The organism is Massilia haematophila, from assembly GCF_042647645.1.
Classification (GTDB): Bacteria; Pseudomonadota; Gammaproteobacteria; order Burkholderiales; family Burkholderiaceae_D; genus Telluria; species Telluria haematophila.
Genome location: NZ_JBHRVV010000001.1, coordinates 1,021,986 through 1,039,083, shown reverse-complemented (window position 1 = coordinate 1,039,083; position 17,098 = coordinate 1,021,986). Strand labels below are relative to the sequence as shown.

Below are 17,098 nucleotides of genomic sequence, written 5' to 3'. Positions count from 1 at the left end.
AGTCCTCTCACAATCACGGAGGAACAACCTATGAAGCGCACTTATCTGAGTGTCATGCTGGCCGGCCTGATGGGCCTGGGCCTGGCGGCCTGCAGCTCCACCGGTACCGACACCTCGACGGGCGCGAGCTCGTCGGGCACCATGAGCAGCGGCACGACCAGCGGCTCGGGCATGTCCGGCGCCAGCGGCTCGGGCACTTCGGGCTCGTCCACCGATTCCGGCTCGACCTCGGGCACCTCGGGCAACTGGGGCACGTCGGGCGGCAGCTCGGGGACCACCGGTACCACTGGCACCACCGGCACGACCGGTACCACCGGCACGACCGGCACCACCACCACCGGCAGCGGCACCGGCCGCTAAGCATCATCGCCGCGGCACGCCCTGCGGCGTGCCGCATTCCGGCTCTGCGCCGGTCCTTGCACCGATCCTTCCACTAATTGCCGCCGTGCCCGGCACGACGAGCCGTGGTTGCGCGCCGTCGCCTCACCCGCCCGCACTCCTGCTATGATCGCCTTCGTCCAGCCCAAGCGAAGGAAGACGCATGCCATTCCCGATCGAACAAAAACTCGTCATCGGCGTTGCCTCGAGCGCGCTGTTCGACCTGGCCGAGTCGCACCAGGTCTACCTCGAACGCGGCGCCGACGAATACCGCGATTACCAGGAACGCCACCTCGACACCATCCTCGGCAAGGGCGTGGCCTTTTCCTTCATCCGGCGCTTCTTGAACATCAACAAGTGCTTCCCACGGCAGTCGCCGGTCGAGGTGGTGCTGTTTTCACGGAATTCGCCGGAGACCGGATTGCGCGTCATGCGCTCGATCGCCCACTATGGCCTGGACATCTCGCGCGCGGCCTTCATGAACGGCAAGTCGCCCTACCCCTACCTGCCGGCCTTTAACGCCTCGCTCTTCCTCAGCGCGAACGAGGAGGACGTCAAGCGCGCGATCGCCGTCGATTATCCGGCCGGCCTGGTGCTGCCCTCGAAGATCGCCGACGAGGACGACGACCTGGAACTGCGCGTGGCCTTCGACTTCGACGGCGTGCTGGCCGACGACGAGTCGGAAACCGTCTTCAAGCGCAACAACGACCTCGACGAATTCCACGCCCACGAGACCCTGCACGTGGCGCGCCCGCACAGCCCCGGCCCGCTGGCCGCCATGTTCCGCCAGTTGGCGATCCTGCAGCGCCTGGAAGAACGCGCCCAGCGCCGCGAACCCGGCTACCGGCGCATCGTGCGCATCGCCATCATCACCGCGCGCAACGCGCCCTCGCACGAGCGCGTCGTCACCACCCTGAAGAGCTGGGGCGTGTCGGCCGACGAAACCTTTTTCCTGGGCGGGATGGACAAGTCGCGCGTGCTGGCGGTGTTCAAGCCGCACATCTTCTTCGACGACCAGATGGCCCACCTGCGCGCCTCGCCGGGCGGCACCATCCCGATGGTGCACGTGCCGTTCGGGATCGCCAACCGCCGGCCGGCCACCGCCAAGGCGGACGAGGCAGCCGGTACGGCGGAGCCGCCCGCGCGCGCCGCCTAGTTCTTAGTTGCCGCCTTGCCGGCCTTGCCCGCCTTGTCCTCTTCCGCCGGCGCCGCGATCGCGCCGCGATAGAGCGCATCCGTGATGCGTTCCTGGAAGCGCGACTCCGACGAGAAGCGGCCCGGCTGCAGGTCGGGATCGGCGCCGACGCCGGTGGCGACGTAGATCATGCCGTTCTTCGTGAGCGGGTCGAACGCGAACAGCGCGTTCAGGCCCCAGGACCAGCCCAGGTGGCCGACACCCGTGAAGCCGCCGCCCTCGACCAGCCGGTCGCCGCGCGGCCGTCCCGGCCCCGGGCTGCTGGCATCGACGAAATGCTGGTTGCCCAGGCCCCAGGCGTGGTACAGGCCGCGGAAGTTGTCGCTGTCGCCATTGCCGTTGCCGCCGTCCCGGCTGGCCGTCCACTGGCGCGACAGCATCGCCGCGATCGTCTTCGGCGCCAGGATGTGCCGGCCGCCGTGGCGCCCCTCGTGCATCAGCATCAGCATGATCGCGCCCAGCTCATTGGCCGAGATGCGCAGGCTGCCCTGCGGTCCGAACAGGGTGCCGTTGCTGCCGATGACGTAGCGCTCCAGGCCGGGCGGGGCGCTGGGCGCCTCGACGCCGAAATCGTCGGCCTGGGCGACCCAGGGCCCGCTCGGGTCCCAAGCCTCATCTCCGTCCTTTTCGCGCTTGCGGTAGAGCGTGGCGACGTCGTCGACCCGCGCCGGGGCGAAGTCGGCAAGATAGAAGCCGGCCTTCAGTCCCATCGGGTCGAAGATCAGCTCACGCATCAGGCGGTCGAAGCGCTGGCCGCCGGCGCGTTCCATGACGGTGGCCACCAGGCCGTAGTTGAAGTTTACGTACTCGAACCAGGCGCCGGGCGCGTGGTCTTTCGCCCAGGCCGCGCCCTGGCCGTAATGACGCCCGCCCGGCAGCAGCACCTCGCGCAGGTCGACCTCCGGCGCCCACTTGAAGCCGCCCTCGTCGCGCAGCGAGGAGGTGTGGGTCAGCAGCATGCGCAGGGTGATCGCCCGGTCCGGGAAATGCGGATTGCGCAGGCGGTAGCCGAGGTAGTCGCCCAGGTCGCGGTCGAGGTCGAGGCGGCCCTGCTCGACCATCTTCATCGCGCCCAGGGTGGTGACGAACTTCGAGATCGAGGCGATGCGAAACAGGGTGTCGGGTGTGAGCGGCGCGGCCGGCCTGCCGTTCGCCGCCAGGCGCCTGTTGCCGAACTGGTGGCTGTAGACGACTGCGCCGCCGCGCACGGCCACTACGGCCAGCCCCGGCAGCGGCATGGCGGGGTCGTCGACGACGGCCTGCAACTGCCGCGTCAGCGCCTCGGCCCGCGGCGGCGGCAATAAGGAGGCAACAGCAGGCGCGGCGGCGGCGGCCGGGCCGGCAAGGATGGAAAGGATCAGCATGGTGCGCAGGACGGTCATGGGTGCAGGCTTGTGTTCGTTTGCGAACACGTGAATTTACAGACTCAAGGCATACTAGGCAAACTTGCCAAGAATAATAAGTCCAAGGTCCCGTCATGCGCTTCACCATCATCGCTGCCCTGGTTGGATTGATCCTGCTTGCCACGCTGTTGCCGCTCTCGCGCCGCGCCGAATGGGTGATCCGCGACCTCGACTTTCCACGCCTGCAAATCGCCTTCATCGCGCTGGCCACGCTGGTGGCGCAGTTCACCCTGCTCGACCTGGACGAACCCGCCAGCCTGGCCCTGGCCGTCGTCACCGCCGCCTGCCTGCTCTACCAGGCCTGGTGGATCTTCCCCTACACGCGGGTCTACCCGAACGAGGTCAAGGCCGCGCTCGGGGTCGACGAAGCCGAGCGCCTGCGCATCCTGACCGCCAACGTGCTGACGCCGAACCGCAATGCCGACGGCCTGATCGCCCTGATCCGCCAGCACCGGCCGGACGTCTTCGTGACCCTGGAATCGGACGGCTGGTGGCAGGCGCGCCTCGACACGCTCGCAGCCGACTATCCGCATGCGCTGAAGTGCCCGCTCGACAACCTCTACGGCATGCACGTGTATTCGCGCCTGCCGCTGGAGGACACGGCGATCCAGTTCCTGGTCGAGGACGACATCCCCTCGATGCATGCGCTGGTGGTGCTGGAATCCGGGCGCAAGGTGCGCATGCACTTCCTGCACCCGGCCCCGCCCAGCCCCACCGAGCACGACGAGTCGACCGAGCGCGACGCCGAACTGCTGGTGGTGGCCAAGAGCGTGGCCGGCCTCGAGACGCCGGTGGTGGTCGCGGGCGACCTGAACGACGTCGCGTGGTCGGTCACCACCCGCCTGTTCCGCAAGATCAGCGGCCTGCTCGACCCGCGCATCGGACGCGGCATGTTCAACACCTTCCACGCCGGCATTCCGCTCCTGCGCTGGCCGCTCGACCACCTGTTCCACAGCAAGCACTTCACCCTCTCCTTCATCCAGCGCCTGCCCAAGTTCGGCTCCGACCACTTCCCGATGCTGGTCGAGCTGGCCTATGACCGCAAGCACGGCGCCGACCAGGGGGGTCTGCAGGCCGACGCCGATGACGAGGCGCTGGCGCGCGAGAAGATCGCGGCCGAGCCGGTGAAAGTGTCGGACGTGCACGAGCCGCAGGCGTGATGATGGCCCTGTGGTGATGGGGACCGGTGGCGCATCATGCTTTTCGTAGGGTGGGCACTTGTGCCCACGCGGTGCGACATGTGGTCAATCGAAACGTCGCCGTCCATCGCCGCGGCGCCCGCGTTCCGGACCTGAGGGATCACATGTCGGTGTGCACAGGTTCGACCGCGTGGGCTCGAGAGCCCACCCTACAAAACCTCGGTCAGGTCGGCACCACCGACGCCGTCCGCTTCAGGCAGCGCAGCGTGAAGGTCGAGCGCGTATGCTTCACCCCCGGCAACCGGTACAGCTTCTGGCGCAGGAAGCGTTCATAGCCCTCGGTGCCCGACACCGCCACCTTGATCAGGTAATCGTATTCCCCCGACAGCAGGTAAGCCTCCATCACTTCGGGCAGCTCGGCCAGCGCGTCCGAGAAAGCCTGGAAGATCTCGTCGTCGTGGCGGTCGACCGTGACCTCGATGATCACCGTGTCCGGCAGGCCGAGCGTGCGTTGGTCGAGCACGGCGACATAGTTGCTGATGTGCCCCGATTCCTCGAGCGCCTTGACCCGGTGCCAGCAGGGCGTGGGCGAAAGATTCACGGTCTCCGCCAGCTTCTGGTTGCTGATGCGCCCGTCGCGCGCCAGGGTGCGCAATATCCTGCGGTCGATCTCGTCGAGCACGCCATCCTTCATCGCACGTCTTCCTTTGCAAAATAAGTAAGCCAATAGATAATTCTTTTTCATTTTAGCTCAACAATAGAAGCGTCTTCAGCCAGCCGGGCAAATGCGCCATGCATACGAAAGAATATTTTTTGTGCGGCGCAGTAAAATCCATGCTCCCCTGTCAAGCACAGCACTGCACCGCAAGCGCGGGCCGATCATGGCCCCGCTTTACGGCGGCGCAGCATTCCCGTTTTTTGGAGTTTTCGTGTCAGAAGCAGTATCCCGCGGCGGTAGTGCGTATCGCGACGATCCTTTCGCAGCCGAGCTGCCGCTCATGTTCGCCGCCCCGGCCCTGTTCGCCGCCAACCTGGTCGTCGCGCGCTGGGCCGAAAGCGCCGGCATTCCGCCCGTGTTCCTCGCCTTCGGCCGCTGGGCCCTGGCCTTCGCCATCCTGCTGCCCACCGTCGGCCCGCGCCTGTGGGGGCTGCGCGGCGTCCTGCTGGCGCACTGGCCGCGCATCCTGCTGCTGGCCGGTCTCGGCATGGGCATGGCGGTCGCGCCGCAGTACATCGGCGCGCGCCATACCAGCACGGCCAACATCGCGATCATCTTCGCGGCCTGCCCGGCCCTGGTGACCCTGATCGAAACCCTGGTGTGGAAGGCGCCCCTGCACAAGCGCCAGGCCGGCGGCATGCTGCTGGCGATCGCCGGCGCCCTGCTGGTGCTCTCGAAAGGCGACCTGGCGGCCCTCGGCGGCCTGCAGTTCGGCGAAGGCGACCCCTGGGTCATCGCGGCCGCCTGCGGCTGGGCCCTGTACGCCGTGCTCGGACGGCGCATGCCGCTGCCGCCGCTGCCGGCCACCGTCAAGCTGGCCAGCCTGATCGCGGGCGGCGCCCTGGTGCTGGCCCCGTTCGCGGCGCTGGAAGCCTTCGCCGGCACGGTGCCGGACTTCGGCGACCCGCGCCTGTACGCGGCCCTGGCCTTCCTGGCCGTGGTGCCGAGCCTGGGCGCCTACTTCTGCTTCGACCGCCTGGTGTCGATCGCCGGCCCGGCGCGCGCCAGCATGTCGCTCTACCTGATCCCGCTGTTCGCCACCCTGGCCGCCTGGCCGCTACTGGGAGAAGCGCCGCAGCTCTACCACGCGGCGGGCTTCGGCTTCATCCTGGCCGGAGTGGTGGCCTCGAGCATGCGCAGGCGGTAAAAGCTTCGCCGGGCCGCATCGGTGCGCGGGGCGAAAACGGGTCCCTTCGTCTATAATGAACGACCCATCGCCCCGATTGCACTGCGCGCCTGAATGCCTTTCGATCTCAACAAGCACCTCCCCAAACCGGGTCAACGTTTCGTCCTGCCGGCCCTCGCCGGCTCCTCCGACGCCTATGCGCTCGCCCTTGCCGGCCTCGCGTTCAAGGCCAACAAGCAGATGCTCACCGTCATCGTGGCGAATGCCAGCGACGGCCAGCGCCTGCAGGACGAGATCGCCTGGTTCGCCGACGGCAAGCTGGCCTGCCACCTGCTGCCGGACTGGGAAACCCTGCCCTACGACGCCTTTTCGCCGCACCAGGACCTGGTCTCCGAGCGCCTGGCGACCCTGCACGAGATCCAGAACGGCCAGTGCGACGTGCTGGTGGTGCCGGCCTCGACCGCGCTGGTGCGCCTGGCGCCGCCTTTCTTTCTCGCCGCCTATACCTTCTTCTTCCGCCAGGGCGAACGCCTCGACGAAGCGAAACTCAAGGCCCAGCTGACCCTGGCCGGCTACACCCACGTGTCGCAGGTGATGTCGCCCGGCGAATACTCGGTGCGCGGCGGCCTGATCGATTTGTTCCCGATGGGATCAAGCCTGCCGTATCGCCTCGACCTGTTCGGCGACGAGATCGAGACCATCCGCACGTTTGACGCCGACACCCAGCGTTCGCTGTATCCGGTCAAGGAAGTGCGGCTGCTGCCGGGGCGCGAATTCCCGATGGACGAACAGGCGCGAACAAGCTTCCGTGGCCGTTGGCGCGAGCGCTTCGAGGGCGATCCCTCGCGCTCGCCGATCTACCGCGACATCGGCAACGGCATCGCCTCGGCCGGCATCGAATACTACCTGCCGCTGTTTTTTGATGCGACGGCCACGCTGTTCGACTACCTGCCGAAGGACAGCCCGCTGGCGATGGTCGGCGACATCGAGGCCGCCATTCAACGCTTCTGGTTCGACACCGAATCGCGCTACCGCTTCCTGAAGAGCGACCGCGAACGCCCGATCCTCGAGCCGGCCGAACTCTTCCTCGGCGCCGAGCAGTTCTTCACCTGCGCCAAGCCGCACGGGCGCTGGAACATCGGGCGCGAGGCCAACCCGGCCGCGTCCGAACTGTCGGCGCCGGTCCCGGACATCGCCGTCAACCGCCGCCTGGACGACCCGTTGGCCAACCTGCGCGCCTACCTCGCGCGAACGGGTTGCCGCGTGATGATCTGCGCCGACTCCAACGGCCGCCGCGAGACCCTGCAGCAGTACTTCAACGAATACAAGCTCGAGGTCGCGCCGGTCGAGGGCTTCGAGGGCCTGCGCGCCAGCGATGCGAAAGTCGTGCTGGGCGTGGCGCCGCTGCAGGCGGGTTTCGAACTGTTCGAGGAGGCGAGCGGCTGCCTGGCCTTCGTCACCGAGACCGAGCTGTATGCGGGCTCGGGCCGGCGCGCCGGCAAGAAGAAGCAGGAAGCGACCAGCCAGGTCGAATCGATGGTGCGCGACCTGTCGGAGGTGAAGATCGGCGACCCGGTGGTGCACATCAACCACGGCATCGGCCGCTACATGGGCCTGATGAGCATGGATCTCGGCGAAGGCGAGACCGAGTTCCTGCACCTGGAATACGCCAAGGAATCGAAGCTGTATGTGCCGGTCTCGCAGCTGCACGTGATCTCGCGCTATTCGGGGACGTCCCCGGAGGACGCCCCCTTGCACGCCCTCGGTTCCGGCCAGTGGGACAAGGCCAAGCGAAAAGCCGCCGAGCAGGTGCGCGACACCGCCGCCGAGCTGCTGAACCTGTACGCGCGCCGCGCCGCGCGCACCGGACATTCCTTCGAGTTTTCCGCCACCGACTACGAGAACTTCGCCCAGAGTTTCGGCTTCGACGAGACCCCGGACCAGGCCGAGGCCATCAACAACGTGATCCGCGACATGACCTCGGGCCGGCCGATGGACCGCCTGGTCTGCGGCGACGTCGGCTTCGGCAAGACCGAAGTCGCGCTGCGCGCCGCCTTCATTGCCGTCATGGGCGGCAAGCAGGTGGCGATCCTGGCGCCGACCACGCTGCTGGCCGAACAGCATGCCCAGACCTTCGCCGACCGCTTCGCCGACTGGCCGGTGCGGATCGCCGAGCTGTCGCGCTTCCGGACGGGAAAAGAGATCAACAATGCGATCAAGGGCATGGCCGACGGCACGCTCGACATCGTGATCGGCACCCACAAGCTGCTCTCGCCAGACGTGAAGTTCGACCGCCTGGGCCTGGTAATCATCGACGAGGAGCATCGCTTCGGCGTGCGCCAGAAGGAGGCCCTGAAGGCCTTGCGCGCGGAAGTCGACGTGCTGACCCTGACCGCCACGCCGATCCCGCGCACGCTCGGCATGGCCCTGGAGGGCCTGCGCGACTTTTCCATCATCGCCACCGCGCCCCAGAAGCGCCTGGCGATCAAGACGTTTGTGCGCAGCGAGGACGGCTCCGTCATCCGCGAAGCCTGCCTGCGCGAACTGAAGCGCGGCGGCCAGATCTACTTCCTGCACAACGAGGTCGAGACCATCGAGAACCGCCACGCGATGCTGAGGGAACTCCTGCCCGAGGCGCGCATCGGCATCGCCCACGGCCAGATGCACGAGCGCGACCTGGAAAAGGTGATGCGCGACTTCGTGGCCCAGCGCTTCAACATCCTGCTGTGCACGACCATCATCGAGACCGGCATCGACGTGCCGACCGCGAACACCATCATCATGCACCGCGCCGACAAATTCGGTCTCGCCCAGCTGCACCAGCTGCGCGGGCGCGTCGGCCGTTCGCACCACCAGGCCTATGCCTATTTGCTGGTGAACGACGTCTCGAACCTGACCAAGCAGGCGCAGCGCCGCCTGGACGCGATCCAGGCGATGGAGGAACTGGGCAGCGGCTTCTACCTGGCCATGCACGACCTGGAAATCCGCGGCGCCGGCGAGGTGCTGGGCGAGAACCAGTCCGGCGAGATGCTCGAAGTCGGCTTCCAGCTGTATTCGGACATGCTGAACGAGGCGGTGCGCGCGCTCAAGGCCGGCAAGGAGCCGGACCTGGCCGCGCCGCTGTCGTCGACCACCGAGATCAACCTGCACTGCCCGGCCCTGCTGCCGGCCGACTTCTGCGGCGACGTCCACGAGCGCCTGTCGATCTACAAGCGCCTGGCCAACTGCGAGACCCAGGCCCGCATCGACGACATGCAGGAAGAGCTGATCGACCGCTTCGGCAAGCTCCCCGAGCCGGTCAAGGCGCTGATCGAGACCCACCGCCTGCGCGTCGCGGCGAAGCAGGTCGGCATCGTCAAGATCGACGCCCACGGCGAAGCGGCCAGCCTGCAATTCATGGAACAGCCGCCGATCGACCCGATCAGGATCATCACGCTGATCCAGAAGAACCGCCACATCAAGCTGGCCGGCCAGGACAAGCTGCGCATCACCGCGGCCATGCCGGACCTGGCGACGCGCGTGACGCAGGTGAAGCAAACCATCAAACAACTGCTGGCATGAGAAGGAACTGGAAAGCGTGACGACGAATCTGGTATTGCAGGGGCCGAACGCGGCGCTGGGACACTTGGCCGCGCTCGGCGCGCAGGCGCGGCCGACGCAGGTGGTGGCAATGTCGCCGCACGCGGTGCGCTGCGAAGGCGTGCAGGCCACGCCCGAGGTGGTGAAACAGGTGCAGACCCAGGCCATGGTGCTGGGCGTGGACGCCACCTTCATCGAGGCCGGCCGCACGCTGCGCGACTTCGGCCTGGTCGCGATGGACATGGACTCGACCCTGATCACGATCGAATGCATCGACGAGATCGCCGACATGCAGGGCCTGAAGCCCCAGGTCGCCGAGATCACCGAGGCCGCGATGCGCGGCGAACTCGATTTCGCGGCCAGCCTGACGCGCCGCGTGGCCCTGCTCGAAGGGCTGGAAGCGGCTGCGCTGGAGCGCGTCTACGAGGAGCGCCTGCGCTTGTCGCCGGGCGCGGAAAGCATGCTGGCCGCGGTGCGGGCGGCCGGCCTGAAGACGCTGCTGGTGTCGGGCGGCTTCACCTTCTTTACCGAGCGCCTGCAGCGGCGCCTGGGACTGGACTATGCGCACGCCAACGTGCTCGAGATCGAGGACGGCCGCCTGACGGGGCGCGTGGTGGGCGGCATCGTCGACGCCGACGAGAAGATGCGCACCGTGCAGCGCGTCTGCGGCGACATCGGCATCGATACCCGCCAGGCCATCGTCATGGGCGACGGCGCCAACGACCTGAAGATGATGGGCATCGCCGGCCTGTCGGTCGCGTTCCGCGCCAAGCCGGTGGTGCGCGCCCAGGCCGACGTCGCCCTCAACTACTGCGGGCTGGACGGCGTGCTGGCGGTGCTGGCCTGATCACGGCGCACCGTGGCCCGTGCGTGAGGCGGGCCGGGCGCGGCGGGACAGTCGCCGACACCAACACCTCCCTGAAATAAAATTTCATTAACTTCGCTTTGGTGAAATTTTATTTCATTTGGTTGTGCTAGCGCGGGCCGCGTCCCAGGCCCGCCATGGGCTCTGCTTCTTTGCATTCAGCAATGAAATGCCTTAACACAAGCTCAATCTCATCAATTCCTGCGCCAGCGCAAACGCCTTGCGGCGCTTCTCTTGAGTCGCCTGCGGCGGCGAATTAGATTGGACCCGTGGCCACTGCCCGCCTTTCGCGGTCCCGGTCGCGTCCACTTTTTGATGGAGCCAAGGTATGCACGCCCCTCTGCCTGTCCCGTCCGCCGACCACGGCCGCGTCCGTCCCGCCCGGCGCCAGTTCCTGCGCGCCGGTCCCCTGATCGCGGCCAGCCTGGCCGCTCCTGCGCTGCCGGCCGCAGCCCAGAGCGCCGCCGGCCCCGGCGAACGCTGGTGCGCCACCTGGGGCACGGCCCCGGCCGGCCCGCCGCCATCGGGCAGCGTGCCGGCCTACACCAGCCAGACCCTGCGCCTGGTGGTGCGCACCAGCATCGGCGGCGCGCGGGTACGGATCCGCCTCTCCAACGAAATGGGCAGCGCCACCTTGCGCATCGGCGCCGCCAGCATCGCCCTGCGCGCCTCGGGCGCGGGCGTGATCCAGTCGACCCAGCGCCAGCTCAGCTTCGGCGGCCAGTCGGCGATCACCATCCCGGCCGGCGCACCGGCGCTGTCCGACCCGGTCGACTTCGCCCTCCCGGCCCAGGCCGACCTGGCGATCAGCCTCTACCTGCCGGGCAGTTCCGAGGCCACCACCATCCACAACACCGCGCTGCAGACCGGCTACCTGTCGCCGGCCGGCGACTATACCTCCACCGTGGCCATGCCGGTCTCGCGCACGGTCTCGTACTGGCCCTTCCTGACCGAAGTCGACGTCGCCGCCGCCACCCCGGCGCTGGTCGCGCTCGGCGACTCGCTGACCGACGGCGTCGGCAGCACCGGCAACGGCAACCGCCGCTGGCCCGACTACCTGGCGCGGCGCCTGCAGGCGGACTTGGGCGCCGGCGGACGCATCGGCATCGTCAACCGCGGCCTGAGCGCCAACCTGATGCTCAGCGACTATGCCACCGCCCTGACGGCCGGACGCGACACGCTCGAGCGCTTCGACCGCGACGTGCTGGCGACCTGCGGCGTGCGCTACCTGGCTGTGCTCATCGGCATCAACGACATCTGCTACAGTCCAGGCGCGAACCCGATTCCGGTGGCCGACCTGGTCGCCGGCTACCGCCAGCTGATCGCCCGCGCCCGCGCCCGCGAGATCGCCGTGATCGGCGCCACCTTGCCGCCGATGGAAGGGTTCAAGTACTACACGGCCGCACGCGATGCGGTGCGCCGCGCGGCCAACGACTGGATCCGCGGCAGCGGCGAATTCGACGCCGTGGCCGACGTCGAACTGGCCCTGCGCGATCCGGCGCGTCCGACCCGCACTCTTCCCACCTACAACCTCAAGCCGGACGGCAGCGAGGGCGACTACCTGCATCCGAACGACGCCGGCTACCAGGCGATCGCCAACGCCTTCCCGCTGGCGCCCTTCGTCTCGGCCGCCGCGGCGCCGCTCGAGTTCAGCTACCGCTAAGCCCAATGAACCACGATGAGCGACAGCGAGCCACAACGAGCCATAACGAGCAACGATACGCCAGGGACCTGTAACAAGCTGTAATTCCACACCAAAATGGACAACCATAAACTATCATGGCGGCATCAGGAGGACCGCCATGAAAAAACTCATCGTCATTACCGCCACATTGGCGGCGCTCACGGGTTGCGCCACGCAGTATCCCGGCCCGGCCAACTATGGCACCCGCGGCTATGCCCAGGCCCCCAATGCAGACGGCTGGCAAGTCGCCTCGGTCACGCCGGTGCCGCTGGGCACGGGCGCGCGTGCCGGCGACGCCGGTGTCGTGACCAGCTCACCGGTGGTCGTCAACCCGGCGCCGAGCAACCCGGTGGTCGTGACGCAGCCGGGGTATTCGACCTACCCGGTATATGCGGCGCCGGCGCCGGTCGTCGTGCAGGACCCGTACTGGTATCCGCCGGTCTCGATCGGGCTCGGCCTCAGCTTCGGCCGCAGCTGGGGTGGCCATCGCCACCACTACCATCCGCGCCCGCGTTACCATCGTCGCTAGTGGCGGCCGCGGGTGGCTTCGCCGCCCTGCGCCTGCACCGAAACAGCGAGGCCGCACAGTCTGTGCGGCCTTTTTTTTGGTTTTTCGCCGGAAAATACGCCTGTTTGCTTACCGTTTTCTTACTGCTCCCCCTCTTTTTTCTTACAAATAAATATTTCGTTTGCATGGTGCGACGCGTCACATCAATCGATTGCTGTTGGCCAATTGCTAACCTACAATGATTTGTCGATGGCGCCTCGGCGGTGCTTTTCCGCCTCGCGGCCCGGCGTACGGCAAGACTAAAAACCACTACGGAGACAGCAAATGAATTTCAGCATGAAAGCATTGGTTGCAGGGGTAGCACTGGGTTTCTCGATGTCGGGCATGGCCGCCGAGCCGATCAAGATCGGCGTGACCGGACCGTTCACAGGCGGTTCGGCGCCGATGGGCGTATCGATGCGCGACGGCGTCAAGCTGGCGGTCCAGGAGATCAATGCCAAGGGCGGCGTGCTGGGCCGGCAACTGCAGATGGTCGAGCGCGACGACGAGGCCAAGCCGGAACGCGGCGTGCAGATCGCCCAGGAGCTGATCAACAAGGAGCGCGTCGCCGCCACCGTCGGCTACATCAACACCACCGTGGCCCTGGCCTCGCAGCGCTTCTACCAGAACGCGAAAATCCCGGTGATGAACAACGTCGCCACCGGCTCCGTCATCACCAAGCAGTTCGCCAACCAGCCGGAGAACTACATCTTCCGTAACTCCGCCAGCGACACCATCCAGTCCGCGATGATCGTCGAGGAAGCCATCACCCGCCGCGGCTTCAAGAAGGTCGCCATCCTGGCCGACTCCACCAGCTACGGCCAGCTCGGCCGCGAAGACCTGGAAAAGACCCTGGAGCAAAAAGGCATCAAGCCCGTCGCCGTCGAAAAATACAACCTGAAGGACGTCGACATGACGCCCCAGCTGCTGAAGGCCAAGCAGGCCGGCGCCGAAGTCGTGCTCACCTACGGCATCGGCCCCGAGCTGGCCCAGATCGCCAACGGCATGGAAAAGCTGAACTGGAAAGTGCCGATGATCGGCAGCTGGACCCTGGCCATGGCCAACTTCATCGACAACGCCGGCAAGAACTCGGAAGGCACGCGCATGCCGCAGACCTTCATCCAGGACGGCGACACCGCGCGCCGCAAGGCCTTCATCGACGCCTACGTCAAGGCCTACAATCCGCCGGGCGGGCGCATGCCGTCGGCCGTCTCGGCCGCCCAGGGCTACGACTCGATCTACCTGCTGGCCGCCGCCATGAAGCAGGCCGGCAGCACCGAAGGCCCGAAAGTGAAGGCCGCGCTGGAAAACCTGAACGAGAAGGTCGAAGGCGTGGTCACCACCTACAACAAGCCCTACAGCAAGCTTGATCACGAAGCGATCAACTTCGAGAACACCCGCTTCGGCGAAGTGCGCGGCGGACGCGTGGTCCTGGCCAAGTAAGGCCAAGTAAGGCCAAGTAAGCGCCGCATCCTCACGGTAAGGTAGCACGGCCGGCCCCGGTTCCGGGGCCGGCCGGGGACGCGCCGACTCCATCGCCGTCCGGCTTTCGGTTTCTGCCTCACTTTTTGTCGACCGGCGGCGTGCGCGCCGCCCCACGGGTGAACATCATGGAAATTCTTCTTCAGCTGGTCTTCAGCGGGATCGCGCTCGGCATGATCTATGCCGTCATCGCATTCGGCTACCAATTAACCTTCGCCACCTCCGGCACCCTGAATTTCGGCCAGGGCGAGGCCCTGATGCTGGGCGCGCTGGTGGGCCTCAGCCTGGTGGGCAACATCCACGGCGGCCCCTACATGAGCTACTGGATCATGATCCCGCTGGTGATCCTGTTCGGCGCCTTCCAGGGCGCCTTCGTCGAGTGGATCGGCGTGCGTCCCGCGATCAAGCTGAAAAGCGAGTTCGGCTGGATCATGTCGACCATCGCGCTCGCCATCATCTTCAAGAACATCGCCGAAAACATCTGGGGCAAGGAAGACATGCCCTTCCCCTCGCCGCTCGACTCGACGCCGTTCCAGGTGATGGGCGCGAACGTGCAGCCGATGCAGGTGGCGGTGATCGTCGGCGCCCTCCTCATCATGCTGGCGGTCGAACTCTTCAACCGCAAGTCGATCTACGGCAAGGCCGTGGTCGCCACCTCGAACGACCGCGACGCCGCCGGGCTGATGGGCATCAACACCGGCCGCGTGATCACCTTTTCCTACGCGCTGTCCTCGGCCACCGCCGCCTTTGCCGGCGTGCTGGTGGCGCCCGTGACGCTGACCGGCGCCACCATGGGCGCCTCGCTCGGCCTGAAGGCCTTCGCGGTGGCGATCATCGGCGGCCTGACCTCGGGCATGGGCGCCATCGTCGGCGGCCTGATCATGGGTATCTCCGAGACCCTGGCCGGCTACTATATCTCGACCGGCTACAAGGACGTGCCGGCCCTGCTGCTCCTGCTGCTGGTGCTCGCCGTGAAGCCGTCCGGCCTGTTCGGCAAGGCCGCGATCAAGAAGGTCTGACCATGAACAAGAAGACGCTCCTTGCCTCGCTCGTCGGCATCGTCGCCCTGGCGGCCTTTCCGCTGGTCGTCACCAATCCCTACTACGTCCACCTGGTCGAGACCATCCTGATCTACGCGATCCTGCTGTTCGGGCTCGACATCGTGGTCGGCTACACCGGCCAGGTCTCGCTCGGCCACGCCGGCCTGTTCGGCATCGGCTCCTATGTCACGGCGGTGCTGATCATGCACTTCGGGACGCCCTGGTTCCTGGCGGTCCCGGCCAGCATCCTCGTCACCGCCCTGTTCGGCGCCGTGCTGGCGCTGCCGGCGCTGCGCGTCACCGGTCCCTATCTCGCGATGGTGACCCTGGCCTTCGGCACCATCATCCAGATCCTGATCAACGAGATGTCCTTCATTACGCAAGGGCCGATGGGCATTACCCTGACCAAGCCGAGCGTGTTCGGGCGCGAGCTGCACGAGACCGAATACTTCTACATGGTCGCGGTCTTCATGGTGGCCGCGCTCGCGGTGGTGCACTTCCTGCTCAAGTCGCACTTCGGGCGCGCCTTCGAGGCCCTGCGCGACAGCCCGATCGCCTCCGACTGCATGGGCGTCTCGGTCTACCGCTACAAGGTGTATGCCTTCGTGATCAGCGCCGCCCTGGCCGGCCTGGCCGGCAGCCTGTATGCCTACTCCGAGCAGTATGTCTCGCCGAACACCTACAACTTCGAGCTGACCATCCTGTTCCTGCTGGCGGTGATCATGGGCGGGCGCAAGACCCGCACGGGGTCGATCATCGGGGCCATCATCGTCGTCATGCTGCCCAGCCTGCTGGCCGACATCGCGCTGTTCCGCCAGATCGCGCTGGTCGCCGCCGTCCTCGGCGTGCTCGGCTCGGCGGTCGCGCTGGCGCGCCGCCGCACCACGCCGCGCCGGGTGCTGGTGCCGCTGGTCGCCACGGTCGGCCTGGCGGTCTGGGCCTACCGCATCGAGAACATGGTCGACTGGCGCCTGACCATCTTCGGCCTGATGACGCTGTTCGTGGTCTACTACCTGCAGGAAGGGATCGTCGGCTTCCTGCGCCAGCTGCTCGGGCGCCGCGCGGCGCACACGCGCGCGGTCGACGCCGACGGCGCCGCGGACCCGTTCGCCGGCTTGCGCCGGGATGCACCACTGGAGGCCGGCAGCGGCGACCTGCTGCGCGCCGAGCAGATCCTGATGCAGTTCGGCGGCCTGAAGGCGCTGAACCAGGTCGACCTGGCCGTGGCGCGCGGTTCCGTGCACGGCCTGATCGGGCCGAACGGTTCGGGCAAGAGCACGATGATGAACGTCCTGACCGGCATCTACAAGCCGACCGCCGGCAACGTGGTGTTCGCGGGCGAGCGCATCACGGGGCGTTCGCCGTCCCAGATCGCGCTCGGCGGCGTGGCCCGCACCTTCCAGAACGTGCAGCTGTTCGGCGAGATGACGGCCACCGAGAACGTGCTGGTCGGCCTGCACCACAGCTTCCGCTCGAACGTGTTCGACGCCATGGTGAAGACCCCGCGCGTGCGCCGCGAAGAAGCGGCGGCGCGCAAGCGCGCGGCGGCGATCCTGGAGTTCGTCGGCCTGTCCAGCCTCGCCGACGAGGAGGCGCGCAACCTCCCCTACGGCAAGCAGCGCCTGCTCGAGATCGGCCGCGCGCTGGCGCTCGACCCGCGCCTGCTGCTGCTCGACGAGCCGGCCGCCGGCTTGACCGCGCCCGACATCCGCGAGCTGATGGCGATCATCCGCAAGATCCGCGACCACGGCATCACCATCATCCTGATCGAGCACCACATGGACGTGGTGATGTCGATTTCCGACACCGTGACCGTGCTCGACTTCGGCCAGAAGATCGCCGAAGGCAGCCCGGCCAGCGTGCAGGCCGACCCGCGCGTCATCGAGGCCTACCTCGGCGGCGCCGCCGACACCACGCCGCCGACCGCGGCCGCCATCTAGGA

General features: G+C 67.2%; 13 protein-coding genes. 11 read left to right on the top strand and 2 right to left on the bottom strand.

Features of this window, described 5'->3' with window-relative positions:
• The first annotated feature begins 30 nt into the window (after positions 1-30).
• Positions 31-360: a hypothetical protein gene (locus ACFOPH_RS04770; RefSeq protein ID WP_379733872.1), complete on the top strand. Its 330-nt coding sequence runs from the start codon at positions 31-33 to the stop codon at positions 358-360.
• A gap of 181 nt (positions 361-541) precedes the next feature.
• Complete coding sequence (locus tag ACFOPH_RS04765) at positions 542-1,534, top strand: 5'-nucleotidase (RefSeq protein WP_379733870.1); 993 nt, start codon at positions 542-544, stop codon at positions 1,532-1,534.
• Here the strand turns inward: ACFOPH_RS04765 and ACFOPH_RS04760 are convergent.
• Positions 1,531-2,955, bottom strand: coding sequence for a serine hydrolase domain-containing protein (locus ACFOPH_RS04760; protein WP_379733868.1), 1,425 nt, complete (start codon positions 2,953-2,955; stop codon positions 1,531-1,533). The two genes, ACFOPH_RS04765 and ACFOPH_RS04760, sit on opposite strands and share 4 nt — an antisense overlap.
• A gap of 95 nt (positions 2,956-3,050) precedes the next feature.
• Between ACFOPH_RS04760 and ACFOPH_RS04755 the strand changes: the two genes are divergently transcribed.
• Positions 3,051-4,136 carry an endonuclease/exonuclease/phosphatase family protein gene (locus ACFOPH_RS04755; RefSeq protein ID WP_379733866.1) on the top strand — a complete coding sequence of 362 codons (1,086 nt, stop codon included), beginning with the start codon at positions 3,051-3,053 and terminating at the stop codon, positions 4,134-4,136.
• A 202-nt stretch (positions 4,137-4,338) separates the two neighbouring features.
• Here ACFOPH_RS04755 and ACFOPH_RS04750 read toward each other — a convergent pair whose 3' ends face one another.
• Positions 4,339-4,809 carry an Lrp/AsnC family transcriptional regulator gene (locus tag ACFOPH_RS04750; RefSeq protein ID WP_312551144.1) on the bottom strand — a complete coding sequence of 157 codons (471 nt, stop codon included), beginning with the start codon at positions 4,807-4,809 and terminating at the stop codon, positions 4,339-4,341.
• Positions 4,810-5,044: 235 nt separating this feature from the next.
• Between ACFOPH_RS04750 and ACFOPH_RS04745 the strand changes: the two genes are divergently transcribed.
• The 8 genes from ACFOPH_RS04745 to ACFOPH_RS04710 all read left to right on the top strand — a co-directional run bounded on the left by ACFOPH_RS04745 (position 5,045) and on the right by ACFOPH_RS04710 (position 17,096).
• On the top strand, positions 5,045-5,980 hold the full coding sequence (locus tag ACFOPH_RS04745) for a DMT family transporter (RefSeq protein WP_379733864.1): 936 nt from the start codon (positions 5,045-5,047) through the stop codon (positions 5,978-5,980).
• Positions 5,981-6,073: 93 nt separating this feature from the next.
• Entirely contained in the window at positions 6,074-9,520 is a 3,447-nt protein-coding gene (mfd, locus tag ACFOPH_RS04740; protein ID WP_379733862.1) for a transcription-repair coupling factor, read from the top strand.
• 16 nt (positions 9,521-9,536) lie between these two features.
• Complete coding sequence (serB, locus tag ACFOPH_RS04735) at positions 9,537-10,385, top strand: phosphoserine phosphatase SerB (RefSeq protein WP_312551138.1); 849 nt, start codon at positions 9,537-9,539, stop codon at positions 10,383-10,385.
• A 346-nt stretch (positions 10,386-10,731) separates the two neighbouring features.
• Positions 10,732-12,066, top strand: a complete 1,335-nt coding sequence (locus ACFOPH_RS04730) for an SGNH/GDSL hydrolase family protein (RefSeq protein WP_379733860.1) — start codon at positions 10,732-10,734, stop codon at positions 12,064-12,066.
• 139 nt (positions 12,067-12,205) lie between these two features.
• Entirely contained in the window at positions 12,206-12,616 is a 411-nt protein-coding gene (locus ACFOPH_RS04725; RefSeq protein ID WP_379733858.1) for a hypothetical protein, read from the top strand.
• A gap of 303 nt (positions 12,617-12,919) precedes the next feature.
• Positions 12,920-14,077, top strand: a complete 1,158-nt coding sequence (locus ACFOPH_RS04720) for an ABC transporter substrate-binding protein (RefSeq protein WP_379733856.1) — start codon at positions 12,920-12,922, stop codon at positions 14,075-14,077.
• 167 nt (positions 14,078-14,244) lie between these two features.
• A complete protein-coding gene (locus ACFOPH_RS04715; protein WP_312549208.1) occupies positions 14,245-15,135 on the top strand; it encodes a branched-chain amino acid ABC transporter permease in 891 nt (296 codons plus the stop codon).
• A 2-nt stretch (positions 15,136-15,137) separates the two neighbouring features.
• Positions 15,138-17,096, top strand: a complete 1,959-nt coding sequence (locus tag ACFOPH_RS04710) for a branched-chain amino acid ABC transporter ATP-binding protein/permease (RefSeq protein ID WP_379733854.1) — start codon at positions 15,138-15,140, stop codon at positions 17,094-17,096.
• Positions 17,097-17,098: the final 2 nt, after the last annotated feature.